This window comes from Aquimarina latercula DSM 2041 (assembly GCF_000430645.1).
Lineage (GTDB): Bacteria > Bacteroidota > Bacteroidia > Flavobacteriales > Flavobacteriaceae > Aquimarina > Aquimarina latercula.
Genome location: NZ_AUMK01000005.1, coordinates 220,876 through 242,266, shown reverse-complemented (window position 1 = coordinate 242,266; position 21,391 = coordinate 220,876). Strand labels below are relative to the sequence as shown.

Annotated in this window: 17 protein-coding genes; 9 read left to right on the top strand and 8 right to left on the bottom strand. The window is 31.6% G+C overall.

What is annotated here, in order from left to right; genetic code table 11:
• Positions 1-56: 56 nt before the first annotated feature.
• From H526_RS32335 to H526_RS0108295, 3 genes are all read right to left on the bottom strand, one after another.
• A complete protein-coding gene (locus H526_RS32335; RefSeq protein ID WP_245591193.1) occupies positions 57-1,511 on the bottom strand; it encodes a nuclear transport factor 2 family protein in 1,455 nt (484 codons plus the stop codon).
• Positions 1,512-1,616: 105 nt separating this feature from the next.
• Complete coding sequence (locus H526_RS0108300) at positions 1,617-2,495, bottom strand: helix-turn-helix domain-containing protein (RefSeq protein WP_027392576.1); 879 nt, start codon at positions 2,493-2,495, stop codon at positions 1,617-1,619.
• Positions 2,496-2,557: 62 nt separating this feature from the next.
• A complete protein-coding gene (locus tag H526_RS0108295) occupies positions 2,558-3,652 on the bottom strand; it encodes a serine hydrolase domain-containing protein (RefSeq protein ID WP_027392575.1) in 1,095 nt (364 codons plus the stop codon).
• Positions 3,653-3,790: 138 nt separating this feature from the next.
• Here H526_RS0108295 and H526_RS0108290 point away from each other — a divergent pair, with 138 nt between their 5' ends.
• A complete protein-coding gene (locus H526_RS0108290; RefSeq protein WP_027392574.1) occupies positions 3,791-4,378 on the top strand; it encodes a hypothetical protein in 588 nt (195 codons plus the stop codon).
• Positions 4,379-4,432: 54 nt separating this feature from the next.
• Here the strand turns inward: H526_RS0108290 and H526_RS0108285 are convergent, their stop codons facing one another.
• Positions 4,433-5,155: a hypothetical protein gene (locus tag H526_RS0108285; protein ID WP_035084922.1), complete on the bottom strand. Its 723-nt coding sequence runs from the start codon at positions 5,153-5,155 to the stop codon at positions 4,433-4,435.
• Between the two features lie 41 nt (positions 5,156-5,196).
• Positions 5,197-11,310 (bottom strand): alpha-2-macroglobulin family protein, encoded by a 6,114-nt coding sequence (locus tag H526_RS0108280; RefSeq protein ID WP_027392572.1) that lies wholly within the window; start codon positions 11,308-11,310, stop codon positions 5,197-5,199.
• 483 nt (positions 11,311-11,793) lie between these two features.
• Here H526_RS0108280 and H526_RS28660 point away from each other — a divergent pair, with 483 nt between their 5' ends.
• Positions 11,794-12,492, top strand: coding sequence for a peptidoglycan-binding domain-containing protein (locus H526_RS28660; protein WP_051336058.1), 699 nt, complete (start codon positions 11,794-11,796; stop codon positions 12,490-12,492).
• A gap of 119 nt (positions 12,493-12,611) precedes the next feature.
• Positions 12,612-13,964, top strand: a complete 1,353-nt coding sequence (locus tag H526_RS0108270) for a UDP-N-acetylmuramate--L-alanine ligase (protein WP_027392571.1) — start codon at positions 12,612-12,614, stop codon at positions 13,962-13,964.
• Position 13,965: 1 nt separating this feature from the next.
• Here H526_RS0108270 and H526_RS0108265 read toward each other — a convergent pair whose 3' ends face one another.
• The 3 genes from H526_RS0108265 to H526_RS0108255 form a co-directional block, all read right to left on the bottom strand.
• Positions 13,966-14,565: an FMN-binding negative transcriptional regulator gene (locus H526_RS0108265; RefSeq protein ID WP_027392570.1), complete on the bottom strand. Its 600-nt coding sequence runs from the start codon at positions 14,563-14,565 to the stop codon at positions 13,966-13,968.
• Between the two features lie 3 nt (positions 14,566-14,568).
• Entirely contained in the window at positions 14,569-15,012 is a 444-nt protein-coding gene (locus H526_RS0108260) for a DUF1569 domain-containing protein (protein WP_027392569.1), read from the bottom strand.
• Between the two features lie 125 nt (positions 15,013-15,137).
• Positions 15,138-15,584 (bottom strand): hypothetical protein, encoded by a 447-nt coding sequence (locus H526_RS0108255; protein WP_027392568.1) that lies wholly within the window; start codon positions 15,582-15,584, stop codon positions 15,138-15,140.
• A gap of 228 nt (positions 15,585-15,812) precedes the next feature.
• Between H526_RS0108255 and radC the strand changes: the two genes are divergently transcribed.
• The 6 genes from radC to H526_RS28655 are packed head-to-tail and all read left to right on the top strand — an operon-like array spanning position 15,813 to position 21,389.
• Complete coding sequence (gene radC, locus H526_RS0108250) at positions 15,813-16,511, top strand: RadC family protein (RefSeq protein WP_027392567.1); 699 nt, start codon at positions 15,813-15,815, stop codon at positions 16,509-16,511.
• Between the two features lie 8 nt (positions 16,512-16,519).
• On the top strand, positions 16,520-17,830 hold the full coding sequence (locus H526_RS0108245) for a polysaccharide deacetylase family protein (protein WP_027392566.1): 1,311 nt from the start codon (positions 16,520-16,522) through the stop codon (positions 17,828-17,830).
• Positions 17,811-18,500 carry a YjjG family noncanonical pyrimidine nucleotidase gene (locus H526_RS0108240; protein ID WP_027392565.1) on the top strand — a complete coding sequence of 230 codons (690 nt, stop codon included), beginning with the start codon at positions 17,811-17,813 and terminating at the stop codon, positions 18,498-18,500. The genes H526_RS0108245 and H526_RS0108240 overlap by 20 nt, the downstream gene beginning before the upstream one ends.
• A 47-nt stretch (positions 18,501-18,547) precedes the next feature.
• Positions 18,548-19,138, top strand: a complete 591-nt coding sequence (locus tag H526_RS0108235) for a hypothetical protein (RefSeq protein ID WP_027392564.1) — start codon at positions 18,548-18,550, stop codon at positions 19,136-19,138.
• Positions 19,135-20,535 carry a DUF5723 family protein gene (locus H526_RS0108230; RefSeq protein WP_027392563.1) on the top strand — a complete coding sequence of 467 codons (1,401 nt, stop codon included), beginning with the start codon at positions 19,135-19,137 and terminating at the stop codon, positions 20,533-20,535. Before H526_RS0108235 ends, H526_RS0108230 begins: the two co-directional genes overlap by 4 nt.
• A complete protein-coding gene (locus tag H526_RS28655; protein WP_051336057.1) occupies positions 20,535-21,389 on the top strand; it encodes a hypothetical protein in 855 nt (284 codons plus the stop codon). The genes H526_RS0108230 and H526_RS28655 overlap by 1 nt, the downstream gene beginning before the upstream one ends.
• Positions 21,390-21,391: the final 2 nt, after the last annotated feature.

The following is a 21,391-nucleotide window of genomic DNA, read 5'->3' as shown; positions in this document are numbered from 1 at the left end:
GGGTTTTAAAAAAGTTTACGTTCGTTTTAAAATAAATTGTGTGTCCTGGAGATTGTTTAGAACTTTCCATTCTCATTCTTCCATTCGGATTTAGGCGGAATTGTTGTAATTACATCCCAATGCTCTACGATCAATCCATTTTCTAGCCTAAATAGATCATAAAACGCAGTTTGATCTCCTTTGCCAAATTTTCCTTCGCTTAGTGTAAGAACAAAGTTTCCTTGTCCCAAGACTTTGTGCAGTGCTGTATATTCCATAACCAATCCATTTTTGGCAAAGTATTTCATAGCCTCTCCAAAGCCTTCTAATCCATCTGCTACAGCAGGATTGTGTTGCACATATTTTTTAGGATTTATATAATTAGTGATCTTATCCATTTCGCCGTTTAGAAGTATTTTTTCAATAAAATCTTTTACTTTGACTTTGTTTACTAATGTTTTATCTAAATCGGTAATTTTAGTAGCACCGTCGAATTGGGTGTGTCCACTTGGATTTGGTTTTTGTACTTCTAATAGGTTATCCCAATGTTCTACAATTTTTCCATTCTCGAAACGGAAAACGTCAAACCCGGCTTTTGGCCCAAAAAAGTCATATTCTGTATGCGTAAATACGTAATCTCCGTCTTCGAAAGCTCGTACTACATTTGCTTTAAACCCGCCTTCTGGGGCATTTTTCATTACTTCGCCAAAACCTGCTAATCCATCTCCAACGTCTAAGTTGTGTTGAATGTATTTTTGTGGATTGATATATGAAATTGGAGTTTGATCACCTGTGTTAAAACTATTTAGCAATGCAACTACTTTTTCTTTTTTGGTTAGGTGTGCTGGTAAAGATTCATAACGTCCCATAAACATGCTAGACTGATCCATTTTTGCCATAAATTCCTTTGCTGTTGGGTCTGCCATAAAACCATTTAAAGAAGCATCAGAAGCGGTTTTGTTGGTCCAATAAACAGCAACTGCTTGTGTACCTTTTTCATTTACACCGGTAAGTCTTTGTAAGAACCCATCTCTTTTTCTGGTAAAATCAGTTTCTACCTTTTGATTAAGTTTATGGAATTTTTCTAAATCTGTATCTGGTTTTAAATCAAATGTCATTACCTCTACAAATTCACTTTGGTTTGCATTAAATACTTTATCCATGCTATAACGCTCCATCTTCATGGTAGCGCCATTGATCATTTGTGCATAATCAGCAACGGATGTATCGCTCATAAACTTATTCATAGATGCTTCTGCATTTGCGATACTCTCCCAATATACAATTACGACATAAGCTCCGTTTTCATCAATAGCACTTTGTCTTTTTATAAAACCTGGTTGTTTGCTTGTAAAGTCTTTTTCTATAAGTTGATCTCTGGTTTTAAATGCTATTGGGTCTACATTTTCATTGATATTGAAAGTAGTCACCTCCATAATGGTTTTACTTTCTTTTGATGTTTCTTTGGTTTTAGCACAATGACTTAGAGATAAAGTCATTAAAACGAGGGTAAGTTTGATTGCGTGTTTCATTTTACTGTATTTGATAATAATAGAAATTGTATTATCAAAAGTAGTTCAGTATCAAAACAATAAAGTGGTTGATATTATCCCAATTAGTGTCAAAATAGGAAAATATTACTGATGCGATCGTCTAAAGGCTTCTGGAGAGCTTCCTACAAATTTTTTAAAATATTTAAAAAAATTGGCTGGATCGTCGAACCCAGATGTATATGCTATTTCCTTAACCGATTCGTTCGTACCAATAAGTAATCTTTTTATTTGCGTAATGGCGATCTCATCAATAAAATTTTTGGCAGGTTTATTAATTATTGCTTGTACAATATTGTTCAGTGTTTTGGTAGAACAGCCCATGTTTTGAGCATAATACATCACTTTTTTATTGGCAAAGCAATTTTTTTCTACCATATCCTGAAGCAATAAGAATTCCGTTAAATATTTCTTTTTGTTTGGCAATTGTCCGTTGTTAAATTTGATACGGAATAATTTGGTAATTAGTATGTGTAATGCGCTACGGGTGATACTAATGGAGTATTCATCTTTTAATTTATACTCGGATACTATTTGTTCCATTAAAGAGTAAAAATCGGAAAATTCATGTTCTTTTACCTGCAACTCAATCTTAGGAAAGCTTATTAATTCATTAAATAATTGAAATGATTTCAGAGCCTCTAACTTATTGATGTGGCTAACTATAAACTCTTCAGTAAAGATTAGTAAATACCCTTTTGCAGTAGCGCTTTTAGAAAATTTTTGAATTTGATCTTTTCTAACTAATAGAACAGAACCTTTTTGGTATTTATAATCTACAAAATCAATAGTATGATATCCATTTCCTTCTGTGATAAAAATGATAATATAAAATTTTACAATATGGTTTTTACATATATCGTGATCTAATTTTCTGTTTAGTAATTCTTCAAGTTGTACAACCTCGAAGTATGATTTAGGATTGGTTTTATTGTCAAATTTTATATGTTTAATTTTTTCTTTCACTGAGATGCGTACTTGGAATTTATATGGAACTAAGTTCTTGTTTTAGGTTGCTTTAATAAGAATTAATATTCTTTTTCGAAATAATCCCATAGTTCATTGCCTAATTTTTCTCCAAACATGGAATTAGTAAATACTACATATCCCCATTTTTTTTCGACATCCATCATGTACCAACATGTAAAACCATCATTAGATCCACCATGAAAATAAGTATTGTGATGAGGGGAATCCGCTGTGATGAACCCTAAACTATAATAAACATTAACTCCGGTAGATAATGTTGTTATTTTAGAATGATGTTTAAATAGTTCTTTGTAACTAGTTTCGGATAAGATTTTCTTATTCATAACACCAATCATCCATTTAGAAAAATCAATAGGTTCGGAACGAATAGATGAAGAAGAAACGAATATGCCTTTGTCCTTTTTGTACCAATACTCATTTTTCCAATCGATCCAATTACCTTCTTTATCATAAGGTTCTGCTTTATGTTTTAGGGCATAAGAATCTTCAATAAAAGTAGTATGTTCTAATCCTAGAGGTTTTGCTATTTCTTTCTGAAAATAAGTTTCTAAACCATTCCAATCAGTTCCTAAGATATGTTTTAAGACCATTGCTAAATATTGATATCCTTCTCCAGAATATTCGTAATCTGTATCAGGATCAAATTTGATTTTTAGTTTTTTGTCATCTTCATTTTCTCTCCAATTAGGAAATCCAGACCGATGACTCAAAATCATTCTGGCGGTTATTTTTTTATAACGCTCATCGTATGCAATATCTTCGTAAGGTAGGTATTCATGCATAGGTTTATCCAGATCTAGTTTTCCATCTTCTACAAACTTCATTACAAATGTTGAAAAAACCGATTTAGACATAGAGGCTCCTTCAAAAATTGTTTTGACGGTAACCGGTAGTTTTTTTTCGAGATTGGCGTGCCCTAATGTTGTATGATAAACAACGTTACTATTATTTATTACCGCTATAGAAAGCCCAGGAATATGTAAAGAATCCATACGTGTCTTAAGGAACGTATTAATGGAATCAGGCGAAATATCAAACCCCTTTAGATTTTGGATTTTATTTTGCGCATAGCAATTAGTTAATAAGTTGATTAACAATAGTAAGATGGATTGTTTTAGCAGGTTTCTTTTCATTGGTTTTAAGTTTCGCGAACTATACGGGATAAGATTTTTTAGATGTAAGTGTTACAAATTGTCTTTTTGGTTATCCTTAATGTAAAGATACATCTTTTGATATCTAAAATGTATCTGTAATTAGAAGGGCTTTGCAATATGAAAACGCAAGAATATTTTATCAAAAAGATTGATCGATTTAGAGATGAACTTTATTCAGAAATAAACGAATTCGCTTCTATATATCTAAAATACGATGATAAACGTTTAATTTATCCAAAAACAAATTCTGAAATAGGATTTTGCAATATAGCTTCTGAAAAAATTGAAACTCAAGAAATACAGGACATTTTAATAGATGAAAAAGGAATTTGCATTTACCCAAAATCGGATGCCTTTTTATCATATGATTTAATGGAGGTGGTTAATATTTATGATCTAATGATTTTAAGATCGGTTGTTGAAAATGACGGACCTAGGCAAAATGTATACTTAGAAATACGAGAATTGATAGGTAATCAAAAGTTTTCTTTTACAGTTAGAGAGGGAAAGATTCAGTTTTTTCTTAAATCTTCTGAAGCATTTGCACTTGATAAAATAAAAAATATAATTATTAATGAGTTCGAAGTTTTTATCTACCCGCAATCAAGTGATTTTGATCCCTTTTCTTTATCAGATGTTATAAGTGAAAATGATCTAAAAGTTTTGAAAACTATTATTGAAAAAGAGCTAAAACAAAACACTTAAAAAACAACTAGTATTATAAAGCTTTTGTTTTAGCTATTTAGTTTAAATAGTTTATTAGAGAGGATTGTACTCTTTAGCCTTCCAATTTTTATTATCTAAATTTAAATATTGATAATGTATAACGTCCGTTTTGTCAAATTCTCCATCCTTATTAATGTCTTCAACAGTTTTAAAATACAATCTATTTTTGGATACTAATAATTTCCAATTGACTAATTCTTGATAATCTGGGGTTATCTTAATAAAATTTGACCCATCGATATTGCTGATGTATAAAGATTTTAAATCTTGATAATCTAGAATTTGATCTTGATTAGTGTCTTTATCTATCACCTTGTATAGTAAATATTTTGATTTAGTTCGATCAAACACTTCCTTTAGAAAAGTTACCGATTGAATATTAATTGTCTCTTCTGTTAGTGGAACTAGTTTTTCAGAATCGATATGTTGAAACTTTAAATTTGTTAAGTTTCCAGTAATCTGATATTTAGATTGATTGGATACAGAAAAATTGGTATTCTTATAATCCGAAGATCTGTAAGATGTTTTAGACCAAGATTTGCTAATTTTTAAAAAACCAATCGGGTGTATTAAATAATCTGTACTATCCATCCGAATCGGCAGATCTGCCGCCTCGATTAAGGTAGTATCTTTTTTTAATTCTGTTGTTTCTTTGTTTTTACCGCTGTTATCATATACTATTTTTGGCTTTTTACCATCAGTACAACTTGCTAGTACACAAATTAAAAGTATAAGTATTAAACTATTTTTTATCATTATATTCTAGTAATCAAATTAATTAGATTCGAGCTTAAAGTCTATTTTACTTTTACTCTTATTCCTTCAGAATGGCTGCTAAACTCCGGTGCATACATACTTTGTATTGTAGTGATGCCATTAGAGAAATCTCCTTTATTATTCACACGTAAATCATATTCAAAGACATAAACTCCTTTTGGTAAATAATCAAAGAAAAAGTTAGTAGAAGCATCTTTAGTGCTTTCATAATAACCTAATCCATCTTGGTATTTGTATCGTGAGATAACATTAATAGGTTCCAATCCAGAAGCACGCATATCTTTCATGTGTACAAATTCCATAGCGCGATCAGATCGTAACTCGATACGAACTCTAACTAAATCCCCTAATTCTAATTGTGTCTTATCTGTGATTTCTGTAATCTCTTCACCAGTATCCGTATTCTTTTTTAAGAATAATTTTTTCTTCAACTTTAAAGGGGTTTCTGCAGAGGTAATTTTATCCAGATTTTCAAAATATTGCCAGTACAATGCTCCCCAAGCGATCCCTTTTCCTTTTTTGGTGATTTTGGCAGTTGCCATATCTTTCTGTATCTGATTCCCATTCCAGGATGTTTTGAAATATCCTGTTCCTGCTTCTACTTTTACATCTTCCATGGTACTAGGATCAATTTTTTGATTTCCTAATACGATTTCTACCATATCAGTTACAGATAACCAGTCGCTACCTTGTAATAATAATGCATACACTGCCTCTGTAGTAGCTTTGGTAGTTTTCCATTGATTAGTTTGTTTGTTTTTAAGTAACCAAACTTTAAGATTGTCTACAATTTCAGTCTTTTTGGGTTCTTGTTCGATTTCTGCAAAAACTTCAATCATCAAGGCTTGTGTTTCTATAGGAGCCTGATACCAATACCAACTAGCAGTATTAGATTTCCAGTACATTCCTAGTTCTTCGCTAGTGATGCTTTTTTCGTGTAATGATCTAATGATTTTAGTGGCAGTATTGGTGTCGTTATTTCGGTGTAATATTAAAGCCAATAAGCCTTGTGGATATAAACCTCTTTTTAACCAATATTTTTTGGATTGTCCTAAATAATAATCCCAAGCTTCATTAGTATTATTTGCTCTTTTAATATCTGTAAAGAAGCTACGCATATATAGATAATGCATTTGCGTGTAACTAAGATGGTCTTCATTAATATCTATCTTGTTGCGCTTACAATATCTTTTAAGCTCTTCATATTCTTTTATAAATTCTTTATCTAGATAACGAACTGCTTTTTGAAGCATATTCTGAGTTTTGTTGTCATATTTTGTAACACCTAGTTTTTTAAGATGTCCAAAACCTGAAGCTATGTGCTGAGTGATATAACGATTTTCTCTTCCTTCTTTAAACCAAGGGAAAGCTCCAGAACCATACTGCATTTGCTGTAGTTTGTTAATAGCACTTTGCAATTCATTATTCATCTTATTAAGATCGAAAAGTAATGCAATGCGTTTCTTTTGTTCTGTTTCACTTTGTGCATCTCTTAACCAAGGTGTCTCTTGTATGATTAGCGATTTTAATTCTTGATTTTTCTCTAGATTGCTAAGTAAAGCATCCGTGTTTTTCCACTGATTGAATACTTCCTGAATTCTTGGGTTAGAATTAGCAATATGACTTGCTAAAGAATTTGCATAATATCTAGAGAATGTTTGTTCTGCACATTCGTATGGATACTCCATTAAGTAGGGTAGTGCTTGCACAGCATACCAAGCTGGATTAGATGTCATCTCTAATGTGAGCTTATGATTTTTTAATGTAGAAGATGTGTTGTCTTTTAATTTATCTAATGTAAATGTCTTGGTCTGATTAGAACGGATCCACATAGGTAATGTTTCTGTAACCAGCATTCGGTTTGATAACACAGGTAATACATTCTGTTCTCCATCAGAAAACTCACCAGCTTTTGCTATAATTTTATATTGTACCGTTTGTACAGTAGAGGGAATCGAAAGTTCCCACGATACATTAGTATTTCCAGCTGCTTTTACAGAAAAATCTTTGCGAATACTAGTGTTCTGTAAATCGGTATCAATTGATTTACCGGTCAAAGCATCTGTTAATTGTAACTCGATAACTCCACTAAGATCTTTAGAAGAAATATTAGAAACTTTAGAACTCAGAATAATCTTATCACCTTCTTTAAGAAATCTTGGAGGATTTGGTAAAATCATTAGTTCTTTTTGGGTAATAGTTTCTAATAGTTGTGTTCCAGCATTTAGCTTTTTAGTATGTGCCAATAGTTGCACTTTCCATTTAGTCAATGCCTCTGGAGCAGTAAAATTAAAACTTATGTTACCTTCTGCATCCGTAGTTAACTTCGGAAAGAAAAATGCGGTTTCCTGAAGATTTTCACGAATCTTAACTCCTTCTAGGGATGGTTCTTTTGCTCCATAAACTCCTTTCAAGGAATCTGTTATTTTATCGGTAAGTGCGTTAAGAGATTTTTGTTCAATCTGAGACTCATTGGCAACTACAGCAACTTCTTCTAGTTCTGCATCATCCGCGGCCATTTCCATAGATGCCATGGGAGCAGAAGCTAATTTTCTGCTTTTTTTACCTCTTACACCAGAGGCGAAAGAGTCCATTCGGTAATTGTATGAATTTCCAAAATATAATCCAAACCAATTTAGTTGATCATACCCCTGGTGTTGGAAACTGGCGATCCATAGTTGTTGATCATAGATATTAAAATTCCCTTTAGCAAAACTTTTGGTTGCATTTCGTTGTGAGTACGAATAGTAAATAGGTCGATTGATAGGATTAAAATACCATTGATGCGGCTTAAATTGATCTAAAGAAGCATCATACATACTGGCTAGTAGCTCTGCAGTTACTTTATCTCCTTTAGGTCCTTTTACAGTAAAACTCCAAGTTTCTTGTTGTCCTGGTTGTAACTTATCTCTAAAGGTGTTAGTTTCTATAGTAAGCGCTGTCGGTTCATACGGAACTGCAATCGGTATAGTACCACTTTGATATGCATTATAATTTGCAAAACTATATGTAACGGCAAAACCACCTAGATCTTCTTTATTTACGGGTATTTTGATAGTCTTACTATTGTTAGATAATTTAATCAGTTTAGTTTCAATTACCTTTTGATTTTTCTCAATATCTAAAGTGACTGTAATATCTTCTGAGGCAGAACTTAGTTTTAGTATAACTTCATCTCCAATTGCGTATTCACCTTTGTCCGTAGTAATTTCAAACAGTTTATTGTCGGCTATAGTTTTATCAGATTGGTCATAGATATTAATATATTTAATATCCTTTACTTCTTGTCCAAATCGATCTTTAGTTAAAAGTTCAATTACATACTTACCAGTTTGCCATTTCTTAATAGTTTTTAGTAATATGTCCTTAGTTCCTTTTGCATTTTCTTTAGTTTCCTTAGTGTCATACGTTCTTTCTAAAACAAGATTTCCTTTTTCCCAATTCCTATAATCATCTTCGTTTTTATAAGCATCATGCGGGAATAATTTCTTGAATTCTTCTTTACTCATATTACTGTAATCAGGAGCTTTCCAAGGGCGAACTCGTAAAGGGCATTCAGGAGCTTGTAGTCTGTAAATTTTAAGACTTCCTGTATTTGCTATAAATTCATTGTTCAGATTTTGAGTAGTAATATTTAGGATATTGCCTTTTTTGGTTTTATCAATTTCGGAATCAATATTAATAGATGCTGTTAATGCATGATATCCCACGTTTACATAGGTTGTAGTGCTTCTGGTTTCTCCATTAATATCTGTAACATCCGCTATTATTTTATAAGTAAAAGTAGGTTGATTATCTTTTGAAACACTTTTATCTGGGAAAGCAGCGAATGTAATGTTGTATTCTCCTATATCATTGGTCGTGGTCTCACCGTGTGTGATTTCTTGTTCTTCACTGTTTCTAGGATACCAATAACACCAACGAGGATACTGTATTTGTCTATATACTCGGTATACTACTTTAGCGTCTGTAATATTGCTACCGGCATAGGCAGTAGCAGTTGCTGTGAGTTTAATATTATCATTAACTCTATAGGTTTCTGTAACTGGATTAAAATTTGTTTCGAATTTAGGGCGCTTGTATTCTTCTACAGAAATATAGGTGCTATTGTAATTATCTGTTTGGATTGTATAATTACCTGTTAACCCAGAAAAAGGTAGAATAAATTCTCCAGCAAATGATCCATATTCATTGGTAGTGAATTTTAGTAGTTTAATTTCTTGCCCATTTACATCAATAAGTTTTGCAAAGGTTGGTCTATTAGCTACTACTTTAGGATCTTCTTTTCCTTTGGTAGCCATCATAATCCCTTTGAAATATACGGTTTGTCCAGGTCTGTAAATACTTCGGTCTGTAAAAAGAAAAGTAGAATATCTGGTGCTATTATCTGGTTGACTATCACCACCATATTGATTAAGATATATTCCTTTAAAATTTGCTTTATCTGTACCCTTAGTAACAGTTGCTAATACATTGTAGTAATAACCTTCTTGAGAAAAGAACGCTTCTCCTTTTTCGTTAGTTGTTAGCGTTTTATTTAAACTATTTCTTCTACTATCTGCAAAGAGTTTAATCGAGGCATTAGGTATTGGTATTCCATTATTTCTATCAATAACCTGAAACTTAGTTTCTTTTGTTGTTTTGTTTTCTAAAAGAGTCAGGTTAGTAACTTGTAAATCTCCAAAAGTGAATGTATGATCTGCGCTTAAATCTTTGGTAATTGATCCAACAATAATATATGATCCTTGCCCTAATGAAGGAACGGCAATTTCCATGTTATGGTTTTGGTAATCTTTTTTGTCAATAAATTTTGATTCCCATGAATGAACTTCTGATAATTTGTTTAGAAATGCTACTTTCTTTTTTGGCTCATATATTTTCTGTAAAGATTGTATTTGATTTTGATTTGCTTTTAATACTTTAAAATATAGAAGTTCAAGGTTTTTATAGTTTACTAGAAGCCTAGATGGTTTGTTAATTGGGATGTAACTTTCTAACTTTATAGAATTAACTTGCGCATCAAGAATTTGTTCTTTTTGATATGCACAATTAATAGCTCCTCTGGATTTAGGATATTGCGAAATAGCTGCTTCACAAACTTCCAAGGCTTTTTTAAGTGCCCAACGATGAGTTTCATTCTCTGCAGGAATATAAGTAGCGGCTTGTGTCTGATAAAGAGTAACTATTTCATAGTCGTATAGGGTGGAGGATGGGCTGTTTTTATGTTTTTCTTTTTCTGAAAGTAAGGTAGCTAGTAAAAGTTCTTGTTTATCATTAAACACAGCATTATCATGAATGAATTTTAAACGTTCAATGTTTACTTCGATTAATGCATCAGGTTCCTTATCTCTCTTATGAAAATTGATAAGGCTTTGGTATATTTTTAAAGCATGGAACTGTAAGGATAAAGAATCCTTAGTGTTAAGTTTGATTATAGAAAAAGGTTCGTGATCTTTTAAGTAATCAGGGGAGTCGATTTCAAAAGCATATGCTGGTTTAGTAATGCTTGTTTCTGAAGTTTTATAAAAAGCTAAAGCATTATGCGATAGAAAATCAAAAAGTGTAGGTCGATATATTTTAGAACCTGTAGACTCTGATAAAATGTCATTGAATCTTATTAGATCTGTCTGTTGAGCTAATAAGCCATTTTCTAGTGATTTCTGATAATACAGATGGATTTCTGCAAATAACGTTTCTAAATCCCATGTTCTGAAATCTTCTTTATCTACTTTTTCAGAAGTTTTAGTACGATCATAAAATTGCCATCTATGTTCTTGGAAATATTGCCAATATAAATTGGCTAAAATACTTTCTAAGATATTTCTGCTAGGGAATTTACTGTTAGAAATTTCACTTTTAAATTCCTTAATGATATTTAGCTGAGCATTTTCTTCTAAAACTAAATTGTATTTAGCTTTGTAAATCAAAGCTTTAGTGATTTGATTTGTGTTGTTTGCTTTTTTTGCCTTACTATGGATCGTTTCTATAATTTCTAGAGCGGATTTAGGAAGACCTTGTTGGTCAAACTCTTCTACTTTTTTCCAATCGTCTTGATAATTATAGTCGTTCTGAGCCATCATATAATTTAGGTTTGTAATAAAGAGTATGAAAACAAGAATGATGTGTTTTTTCATCTGTTTGGTTTTTTTGTGTTTGTTAAAACAATAGTACAAGTCTTATACCACATATTTTAGATAAAGATTTGTAAATAGTAAATAACTATATAAAGCTACATAATTGCAACGATAAATTAGGGAAAAGCTTGTTTTGATTAGTGTAGTATTTAATTGAATGAGTATTTAGAGCTCTATTAAGTGGTGATTTTAGTGATTTATGTTCAGGAAATAGACCTAGATTTAATTTGAAAGTATGCCTATTAGTCACATTTTATTTTTGATTTTAGCTGTTGGTGTTAATACTCCATACAGTACATTCTGAAATAATTGAGGGTCGTAGACTTAATAGTTTCTGTTTTTATGACTATATTTATAAGTAATAATAAAAGTTGATTTTTCCCCAAAAAAAAGGTTCGTATCCGTTTCGAGCCAACTATACTCACTGTGCTTATATAAAGCAGATGATCATTTATATTTTTACTATAAACCAAATTTTAAATTATGAAGGGTATTATTATTTTTCTATTAGTTATTATAACATTAGTTATGGGGTATAATCAGTATCACAAATACCAAAGATTTCATCCTAAAAATGTGAATTATGTATCCAAAGATACCGTGGATAATTCCTATTATGATCAAAATGTTGTGATGGATTATTATGAAGCAATTGAGATGTTAAATGGATTTGTTGTATCCCAATGGTCTACAAACCGTATAGATGTTAGAAATCCAAAAAAAGACAATGCCGCGACTCAATATGCTGTAAATGAGTACCAAAAAAAAATAGGGAAAGTGAAGTATTATGAAGCTATTTTGCTTCAATCTACGGCATATAAATCTAAAGGATTATCTAATGAAGAGATTCGATTACTAGAGAATAATCAACGGTCTAGCGAAGATCTTTCGAAACAAAAACAAAAAGATGAGTTTTATAATGTTTTCGAAAAGGTAATTTTACAGAAAACACTACAAATTGGAGACCGAGGACCTTTCGTATATGAGTTGCAAAAACAACTTACTATAGATGGATATGTTATAGCGGTTGATGGGAATTTTAAAATTGAAACACAAACTGCATTAAAGGATTTTGAATTAAAAAATCAATTGTATCCAGATGGAATATTAGATGTTTTAACGCTTCGTGAACTTCTGAAATCTCCAAATGAGAAGACACGACCATTAATTGCTACTCAATAATCTATTCATTTATGATCGTTTATAAATACGAACAAAACCTTTTACTTATTTTAGGTTTTACTTTCTTTTATAATTAAATGTAGATTGTATCTTTACTTTTTTGAATTAAGAATATAATTATGCGTGTACATTTTATTGCTATAGGAGGTAGTGCGATGCACAATCTAGCTATGGCGTTGCATCAAAAAGGAGATGAGGTAACAGGGAGTGATGATGTAATTTTTGAGCCTTCAAAATCTAGATTAGATAGATTTGGACTATTGCCACAAGCTTTCGGTTGGTATCCTGAAAAAATTACTTCTAATATTGATGCGATCATCCTTGGAATGCATGCAAAAGAAGACAATCCAGAGTTGCGTAAAGCGCAAGAGTTAGGATTAACAATATATTCATATCCAGAATTTCTGTATGAACAGTCTAAGAGTAAAACACGAGTGGTGATAGGAGGTTCTCATGGTAAGACTACGATTACTTCTATGATTCTTCATGTATTGCATTATCACGATAAAGAAGTAGATTATATGGTTGGAGCCCAGTTAGAAGGGTTTGATACGATGGTTCATTTAACTGAAGAAAATGATTTTATGGTTTTGGAAGGTGATGAATATCTTTCTTCGCCTATAGATCGAAGACCCAAATTTCATCTATATAAACCTAATATAGCATTGCTTAGTGGTATTGCTTGGGATCATATTAATGTATTTCCAACATTCGAAAATTACGTAGAACAGTTTCAGATTTTTGTGGATAGTATAGTTCGTGGAGGAAGTATAAACTATAATTCTGAGGATCCAGAGGTTGTTAAAGTAGTGGAGAATTCTGAAAACCAAATTCGAAAAATAGCTTACAATACTCCAGAATATAGGGTGGAGAATGGAGAGACTCTTCTGCAAACTCCAGAAGGAGAGATGCCTATAGAAGTTTTTGGGGCTCATAACCTGAGTAATTTGGCTGGTGCAAAATGGATTTGTCAACATATGGGTGTTGATGAGGATGAGTTCTTTGAAGCCATAGCTTCTTTTACGGGAGCTTCTAAAAGGTTAGAAAAAATTGCAGAAAGTGATACTGCAGTTGCTTATAAAGATTTTGCACATAGTCCATCTAAAGTAAGTGCAACTACTAAGGCGGTTAAAGAACAGTATAAAGATAGAAAGGTTGTGGCTTGTTTGGAGTTGCATACGTATAGTAGTCTTAATGCAGAGTTTTTAAAAGAATATGAAGGTGCACTGGATTTTGCAGATGAAGCTGTAGTTTTTTATTCGCCTAATGCAGTAAAAATAAAACAACTGGAAGAAGTATCAGCGGATCAAATAGCAAAAGCATTTAATAGAAAAGATCTTATTATTTATACAAATCCCGAAGAGTTTAAAGCATACTTGCACCAAAAAGATTTTACTAATGCTGCTTTGTTACTGATGAGCAGTGGTAATTATGGCGGGTTAGATTTTGATGAGATAAAAGGAATGATGTAATCTAAAAATGCTTTTTAAATAATTCATTTACAAAATCAGCAACGTTTTTTTGATTGTTTTTAATCAACTCCTGTTTTGCATTTTCGATATCTTCAGGTATTTTGTCCTGGCTTAGTTTAAATTTTCCTTCCCAGTCTTGTACTTCAATTTCGAAAGTATGTATATAAGGAATTAAGCGATCCATTCTGGAATCCTCTATGGATAGTTTGAAATTTTGATCAGGGTTTTCTAAAAAATCAGTCATAATGACCATTGATTTTTTTATTAATTCTGGATCTTTAATTTCTTTAACAATTCCTGTGGCATGTGCAATTATATAATTCCAAGTCGGCAATTGGTTTGTTGTGTATATAGATGGCGAGATATATGTCTGAGGCCCCTGAAAAACTGTTGTGATAGGATAATTATCTTTTAGTAAACTTATATGAGGATTGTTTGCGTCAATATGGCCAACCAGTTTGTCTCCATGAAATATAAGAGGAGCGTGTGTAATAAAAGGTTTTGTTTCTTGAGCTGAGACTAATGTAGCAAAAGGGTAGGTAGTCGCTACGCTTTTGATGTTTTCTAAATTATAGTCTTGATGGTGTTTTGGTGGATACACAGACTATACGTTAAATTGTTGTAAATGATGATCTAAATGCTTGTACTGCATTTTTCCCCATTGATCTTTTGTGAATTTTCCGAACATAGGATGTGGATCCCATTCTGAAACGGTTCTTTTTTCAGAGAATTCATTAACAAGCGCTACAAGATGTTTTTTCTCCTGATCAAAAACTTTAGCGTCTACAACTTTTAATTTGGGATGAGTAGGTAAACTCCTTTTCCAAGGTTTGTCGTTATACAAAGATTTTTTAAAGAATAATTTAGCCAGTAAGCTAGGTTTCATTGATGGATACTCCTTTTTAAGAGCTATTTTAAGAGGAAACTGACAATGATAAAACATTTGAGAAATATCCATTTTACCCCAAGAAGGAGTACTCGTGTTAGATAGCCTATGAATACGTTCTTCTATTTCGTTTTTCGTAGTTTCGTCAAAAAGAGATTTCATATCAATGTAGTTTAGTATTCACTACTCAAAAATAATAGAATTATTTTAAAAATAGTATATAAGAATACTAAGCTATTGCTAAATAACTTCTTAATCAATATTTATGAAATAAAAAAGATTTGGTATTAACCTACTTTCTCGAAAACAAGTTTTAGAATTCCTTCTAAATCTCCATTGGCAGAAATATCTTGAGGTGTTCCGAGATTAATCATTAACGGTTGCTCTTTAATTTTTCCCATTAAGAAATATTGAAAAGTCGTACCTGATTTAAATTTGAAACCTGTTAGTTGAGATCCAAAAGAAGTAAAAGTTACTGCTGTTTTGGAAGTGTTATCAGCTCCAAATGCGTCTATAGTAGCATCAAAAACTGCGGTTAACATATCATCACTGTAATAGTCCCATTTAATAGAGGTTCCATTACAAGCCTGTAGTTCATATTCTGATTGTGCTTGACATCCTCTTGGTACTTGTATGTGGTTTCCTACTAGATTTAGAAAGCTAATACGTTTTCTGTCTTGTCCATAAAAACTAATAGTAGCCAATAATAATACGAAAGTAAAAATGTTCTTCATAAATAGGTTAATTTGAAGTTGTTAAATTCTTTGTTTTTAGATTATGGGTGGTCAAATATAGTAAAACTTTCATTTTCAAACAAATATATGTATGATGAATATTTAAATATCGACAAGATATTCCGTTTTCATTTGTATTTTTTAGGCAATAATATCTTGTATTTGAGATAAATAGTTTATACTTATAGGTTGAAAGTTATAGGGAATAAAACTGCATAAAAAAATTATATGAGTGAGCTTAATTCGTCATTTTCTATTAGGAAATGGAGTGAAAATGATCGACCAAGAGAGAAATTGTTGGTTAAAGGGAAGAATTCGTTAACTGATTCAGAGCTGATAGCAATTTTGATTGGTTCTGGGAACCGTGACGAAAGCGCTGTAGCATTAAGTAAACGAATTTTGGCAAGTGTTGATCATCAAATTAATTCGTTAGGAAAATTATCTATCAAACAGTTGATGAGTTTTAAAGGAATAGGAGAAGCTAAGGCAATATCGATAGTAGCAGGTTTAGAACTAGGGAGAAGAAGAAAGGAAGAAATTGTTCCGGTTATACCCAAGATTAGTACAAGTAAAGATGTTTTTGATATACTAAGTCCTCTTATAGGAGATTTAGAACATGAGGAGTTTTGGGTATTGTATCTTAATAATTCGAATAAAGTATTACAAAAGAAACAAATAAGTGTAGGAGGAAAAACCGGTACATTGGTGGATCCTAGAATTGTATTTAGATATGCGTTAGAATTTAATGCAACTTCGATAATATTAACTCATAATCATCCGAGTGGCTCATTAACCCCGAGTCAGTCTGACAAATCATTAACTCAAAAACTAAAACAAGCCGGACTTAGTTTAGATATTAAATTATTAGACCATTTGATAATAACAGAAAAGGAGTATTTTAGCTTTGCAGATGAAGCAATACTATAATTGAGAATATGTTATTAGTCTATGTTCAAAAAATAACTCCGAGAGTATCTTATACTTTTAAGCATATTTGTAAGCGAATTTTGGGATTGGAAGTAGACTTTACTTCTAAGATAGAATCTTTCATTGCTCATGATGGACCTAAACTTTCTTATGGTAAACAGCCCTTAGGAAAGGAACTTTACTTTCAGAGTGTAGATTTACTTTTCGAACATGGATTTAATGAGGTGGATATTCAAGTGATTCCTTGGGGAGAAACCCAATGTTTCTTTCAGGTTAAACATCCTGATACTGCTTTGCCTTTTGATATTTTTGCAGCTAGTTTTTACTTATTAACCAGATACGAGGAATACCTTCCGCACGTAAAAGATGAGCTTGGTCGATTTACAGCTACAGAAAGTATAGCTTACCAACATGGATTTTTGCAAGAACCGGTGGTTGATATATGGGCGTTTGAATTTAAGAATATTCTAAAAGAAAAGTATTCGGACATAGTATTCCAAGAAAAAGAATTTAGAATACATCCTATATTGTATATCAATCAAACTTTTGCTTATTGGCAAAAAGGAATTTTAAGATCAATTGGTGGTGGTTTACGTGATTTATGGCAGTTAAAAATAAGTGATGTCACGGATAGATTTAAAGTAATGTTAGGGATAAAGAAAGATCCTTATAATACATTTGATTTTATAATTAATTTACAGAAAAATAAAATAAGAGACTGTCTTGTGTTTTTTGGTTTAGGTGATTATACTAACCTTGAAAAAAACATTAGTCATAGTAATCCAGAACACCGAAAAGTTATCAAGCACGTTTCTGATTATGTAAACGTAGGACTTAAAGTGTCGTATGATGCTATCTCGGATTTAGAAATATTAAAAGAAGAAAAAACAAGAATAGAGAATATTGTGAATAGACAGATGCTGTATTCTCTATGTTCATTTTATAAAATAAAACTACCAGAAGCCTATAGAAATTTTATTGAATTAGAGATAAAGGAAGATTTTTCTATGGGTTATCCTGAGCAAGCAGGGTTTAGAGCAGGAACATGTACCCCGTTTATGTTTTATGATTTAGATTACGAGGTGCAAACTCCTTTAGTGATACATTCTTTTTGTTGCACTGCTAAAAGTTTTGATAAGGCAGAAAATGAGTTTACAGTAAAGCAAGAATTACTAGATTATATTAAAAAGATAAAAAAAGTAAACGGATTATTTATTCCTGTTTTTAGCAATGGTTTGTTTAGTGATCTTAATGAGCAGAGTTTTTGGGAATCAATATTTGAGTTTATTTGGAATCAAGATGAAGATAAAAAAGATTGATCATGTGTTTTTTGATTTAGATCATACGCTATGGGATTTTGATAAAAATTCTACTTTGGCTTTTGAGTTGATGTTTACTAAATTCCAAATATCAGTTCCCGTAAATGATTTTTTAGTTGTTTATCAACCTATAAATTTGCACTATTGGAAACTCTATAGAGAAGAACAGGTTACTAAAACAGAACTTAGAAGAGGTCGTTTAATAGAAGCTTTTGCTGCTTTTGAGATGCAATTTCCTTTAGAGATTATCGATGCTTTATCAGATGATTATATTAATTTTTTACCATTGAATAATTACCTTATTGCTGGTGCAAGAGAGCTGTTGACATATTTAATGCCTAAATATCAATTGCATATCATTACCAATGGTTTTAGAGAGGTCCAAAATACAAAGCTTTCTAACTCCGAAATCAATCATTATTTTAACACAGTTACAAATAGTGAAGATGTGGGAGTTAAGAAACCAAATCCAATAATATTTGAACATGCAATTAGGGTTTCTGGCGCGAATATTGTTAATAGTTTAATGATTGGAGATAATTACGAAGCTGATATTGTTGGTGCCGAATCATTGGGAATTAAAGCAATATGTTTTAATTATCATAAAGAAAAGTTACCAGAATCCGCAATACAAGTTTCTGAATTAAATGAAATAAAAAGATATATTTAGTAATAAATATTTGTATATTTTCGTTAATACTAAACAACTCCCCCCAGATGAAAACAAAAAAAGCCAGTTTATTACTGCTACTTTTTAGTGCAGTTTTAACAACAGTTTCCTGCGTAAAGGAACTAGATTTTGAGCAACTCGAAGATGTTGTTCTCACACCTGTAATTGAAGCAGATTTTATTTATTCAGAATTTGATGTGTCCGATTATATACCTGATGGCCTTCCTTCGGATACAGATTTTACAATTCCTCCGGATGTTCTAAGAGATACTATTAATTACGATTTAGTTGGGACTGATTTTGCAATCGATAATTTAGATAGAGTAGAGCTAACTATAGAGGTTCGCAATACAATTCAAAGATCTTTTACGCTTCAGTTTCAGTTTTTAACAGAAGGTGAACAACCATTAGGCCAATTATATAGTGTTCCTGTGCAAGCTGGGATGGGAGAAGGTACAGAGCCCGTAGTGTCGTTCTCTGTTCCTAATCCAATTGTATTGGATAATGCTACGTTAAATCAATTATCATCTGCCCAAAAAATTGCAACAGAGATTATTGTACCAACTCTCAATACCGATTTAAGAGGTGTTTTAAATATAAGGTCTAAAGCTAGTTATTATGTAAATTACGAATTATGAGAATCTTATTATGCCTTTGCTTAGGTTTATTGGGATACTCGGGATATTCTCAGAACAAGGAAACCTTATATGATTTTACAGATTTGCCGCAATCATTAATGCTTAATCCTGGTGCGGATGTAAATTTTAAATACCATGCTGGAGTACCGTTTTTATCGCAAATTCATTTCAATGTTGGATTTAGGGGAACCTCTCTTTATGATGTTTTCGCTGATGATGGTAAGGATATTAATGATAAGATAGAGAATACTATAAATACATTAACAAGTAAAGATTACTTTACATTTACCCAGCAATTGGATATTATTAATTTTGGTTGGAGAAGTAAGCGTAATAAAGATTTATATTACTCTGCTGGTTTATATCAAGAGCTAGACCTGATTGTATATTTTCCTAAAGATTTTGCAGTATTGGCTTATCAAGGAAATCAAGATTTTATAAATGTACCGTTTCGATTTTCTAATGTAAGCGCTACTGGAGAGTTACTCACAGTATATCATTTTGGTTATAATAAAAAAGTAAATAAAAAACTCACTTTCGGTGCAAGAGCAAAATTGTATTCTAGCATATTTAATTTTAGAAGTACCAAAAATAGAGGTACGTTTACTACTATAGAAACTCCACAAGGAAATAATATATACCAACATGTAATTAGTAATGCAGATGTAAGTGTTCAAACGGCGGGATATGCTTCTTTGAGGGATATCGAATCGGAAGATAACTCGGATGGATCAAAACAAGTTCTAAATAAATTTTTGGGTAGAGCATTTCTTGGAGGTAACTTGGGGATTGGTGTCGATGTTGGGTTTACCTATAAGTTAGAAGATCAATGGACCATTACGGGTAGTGCAACTGATTTAGGGATGATTTTTTATACTAAGGATGTTGAAACATATCAGGCAAGAGGTAATTTTGTTTTTGAAGGATTCGAAACTCCAATTACAGATGATAATGGCCAGGATATTTTAGATGAGTTAGAAGAGGCGATTCCAATTGATACTTTAAATACTAGTTATGCTGCTTTACGTCCTCTAAAACTTAATGGTTCTATTAAATATTCTTTTAATAGATATGATGATGGGACTTGTAATTGCTTTATAGAAGGCGAGGATCCTCCTTATCAAGATGCTTTTGGTTTGCAACTGTTTTCTCAATTTAGACCTAAAAGACCGCAATACGCTGCTTCTTTATTTTATTATAAACGCTTATCTAATTTTTTAAAAGCGAAAGTTACTTATACAGTGGACGATTACTCTTATAAAAACGTTGGATTTTTAATGTCTACTCATATTAACAAAATTAATTTCTATATTTCGGCAAATAATCTTTTAGAATATTCTAATCTTGCAGATGCCAGGGGGGCATCTATTCAATTAGGATTTAATGTAATAATGTGATGAATATAATACGTGTTTTATTTTTTGGGCTTTCTTTTTTCTTTACAATTAATTTTTCGGCGCAGAGTACTGTGAATGATTATAAATATGTTATAGTGCCTGAAGGATATGTTTTTTTAAGGGAAAACGATGATTATCAATTAAATTCATTAACCAAATTTTTATTTGAAAAATATGGATTTACAGCATTTATTAGAGGAGAAGATTTGCCAGAAGATTTAAGAATGAATGGTTGTAAAGGGCTAAGAGCAGATGTGAGGAAAAATTCAGGATTATTAAAGACAAAACTTATAGTCGATTTAATTGATTGTAATGGGATTGTCGTATTCAGTACAAAAGAAGGAACTAGTAGAGAGAAAGAGTTTAAAAAATCATACCATGAAGCTCTTAGAGATGCTTTTAAGGATATAGAAGCTCTCAACTATAAGTATAATGGTAAAAAGGAGAATAATCCTGCTAAAAGCGATATTGTTGTTAAAGATAAATTACCTTCTGTTAATCAGACCGTACCTTCTAAAGATGCAATTGCTAAAAATAGTGAGGAGATAATTAAGAAAGCCGAAAGTAAGGTTTCTAAAGGAGATGTGTCCAAGGCTAAATCTTTGTCATATGTTTATAATGAGAGTATATATGCATTTGAGAAAAAAACATATGGTTTTGAATTGTTAAAAAAGAATGCTGATGGATCCGTTTCTATTGGTAAAATATATAAATCTAGTAGAGATAATAATTATATAGTACGAGCAGGAGATTTAAGCGGTGTTGGCTATTTTGATTCGTATGGAAATTTTATTCTTGATCGAGTTAATCCTGCAACTAGTAGGTTGATAACGGATACTTTTGCTCGTCAATAATA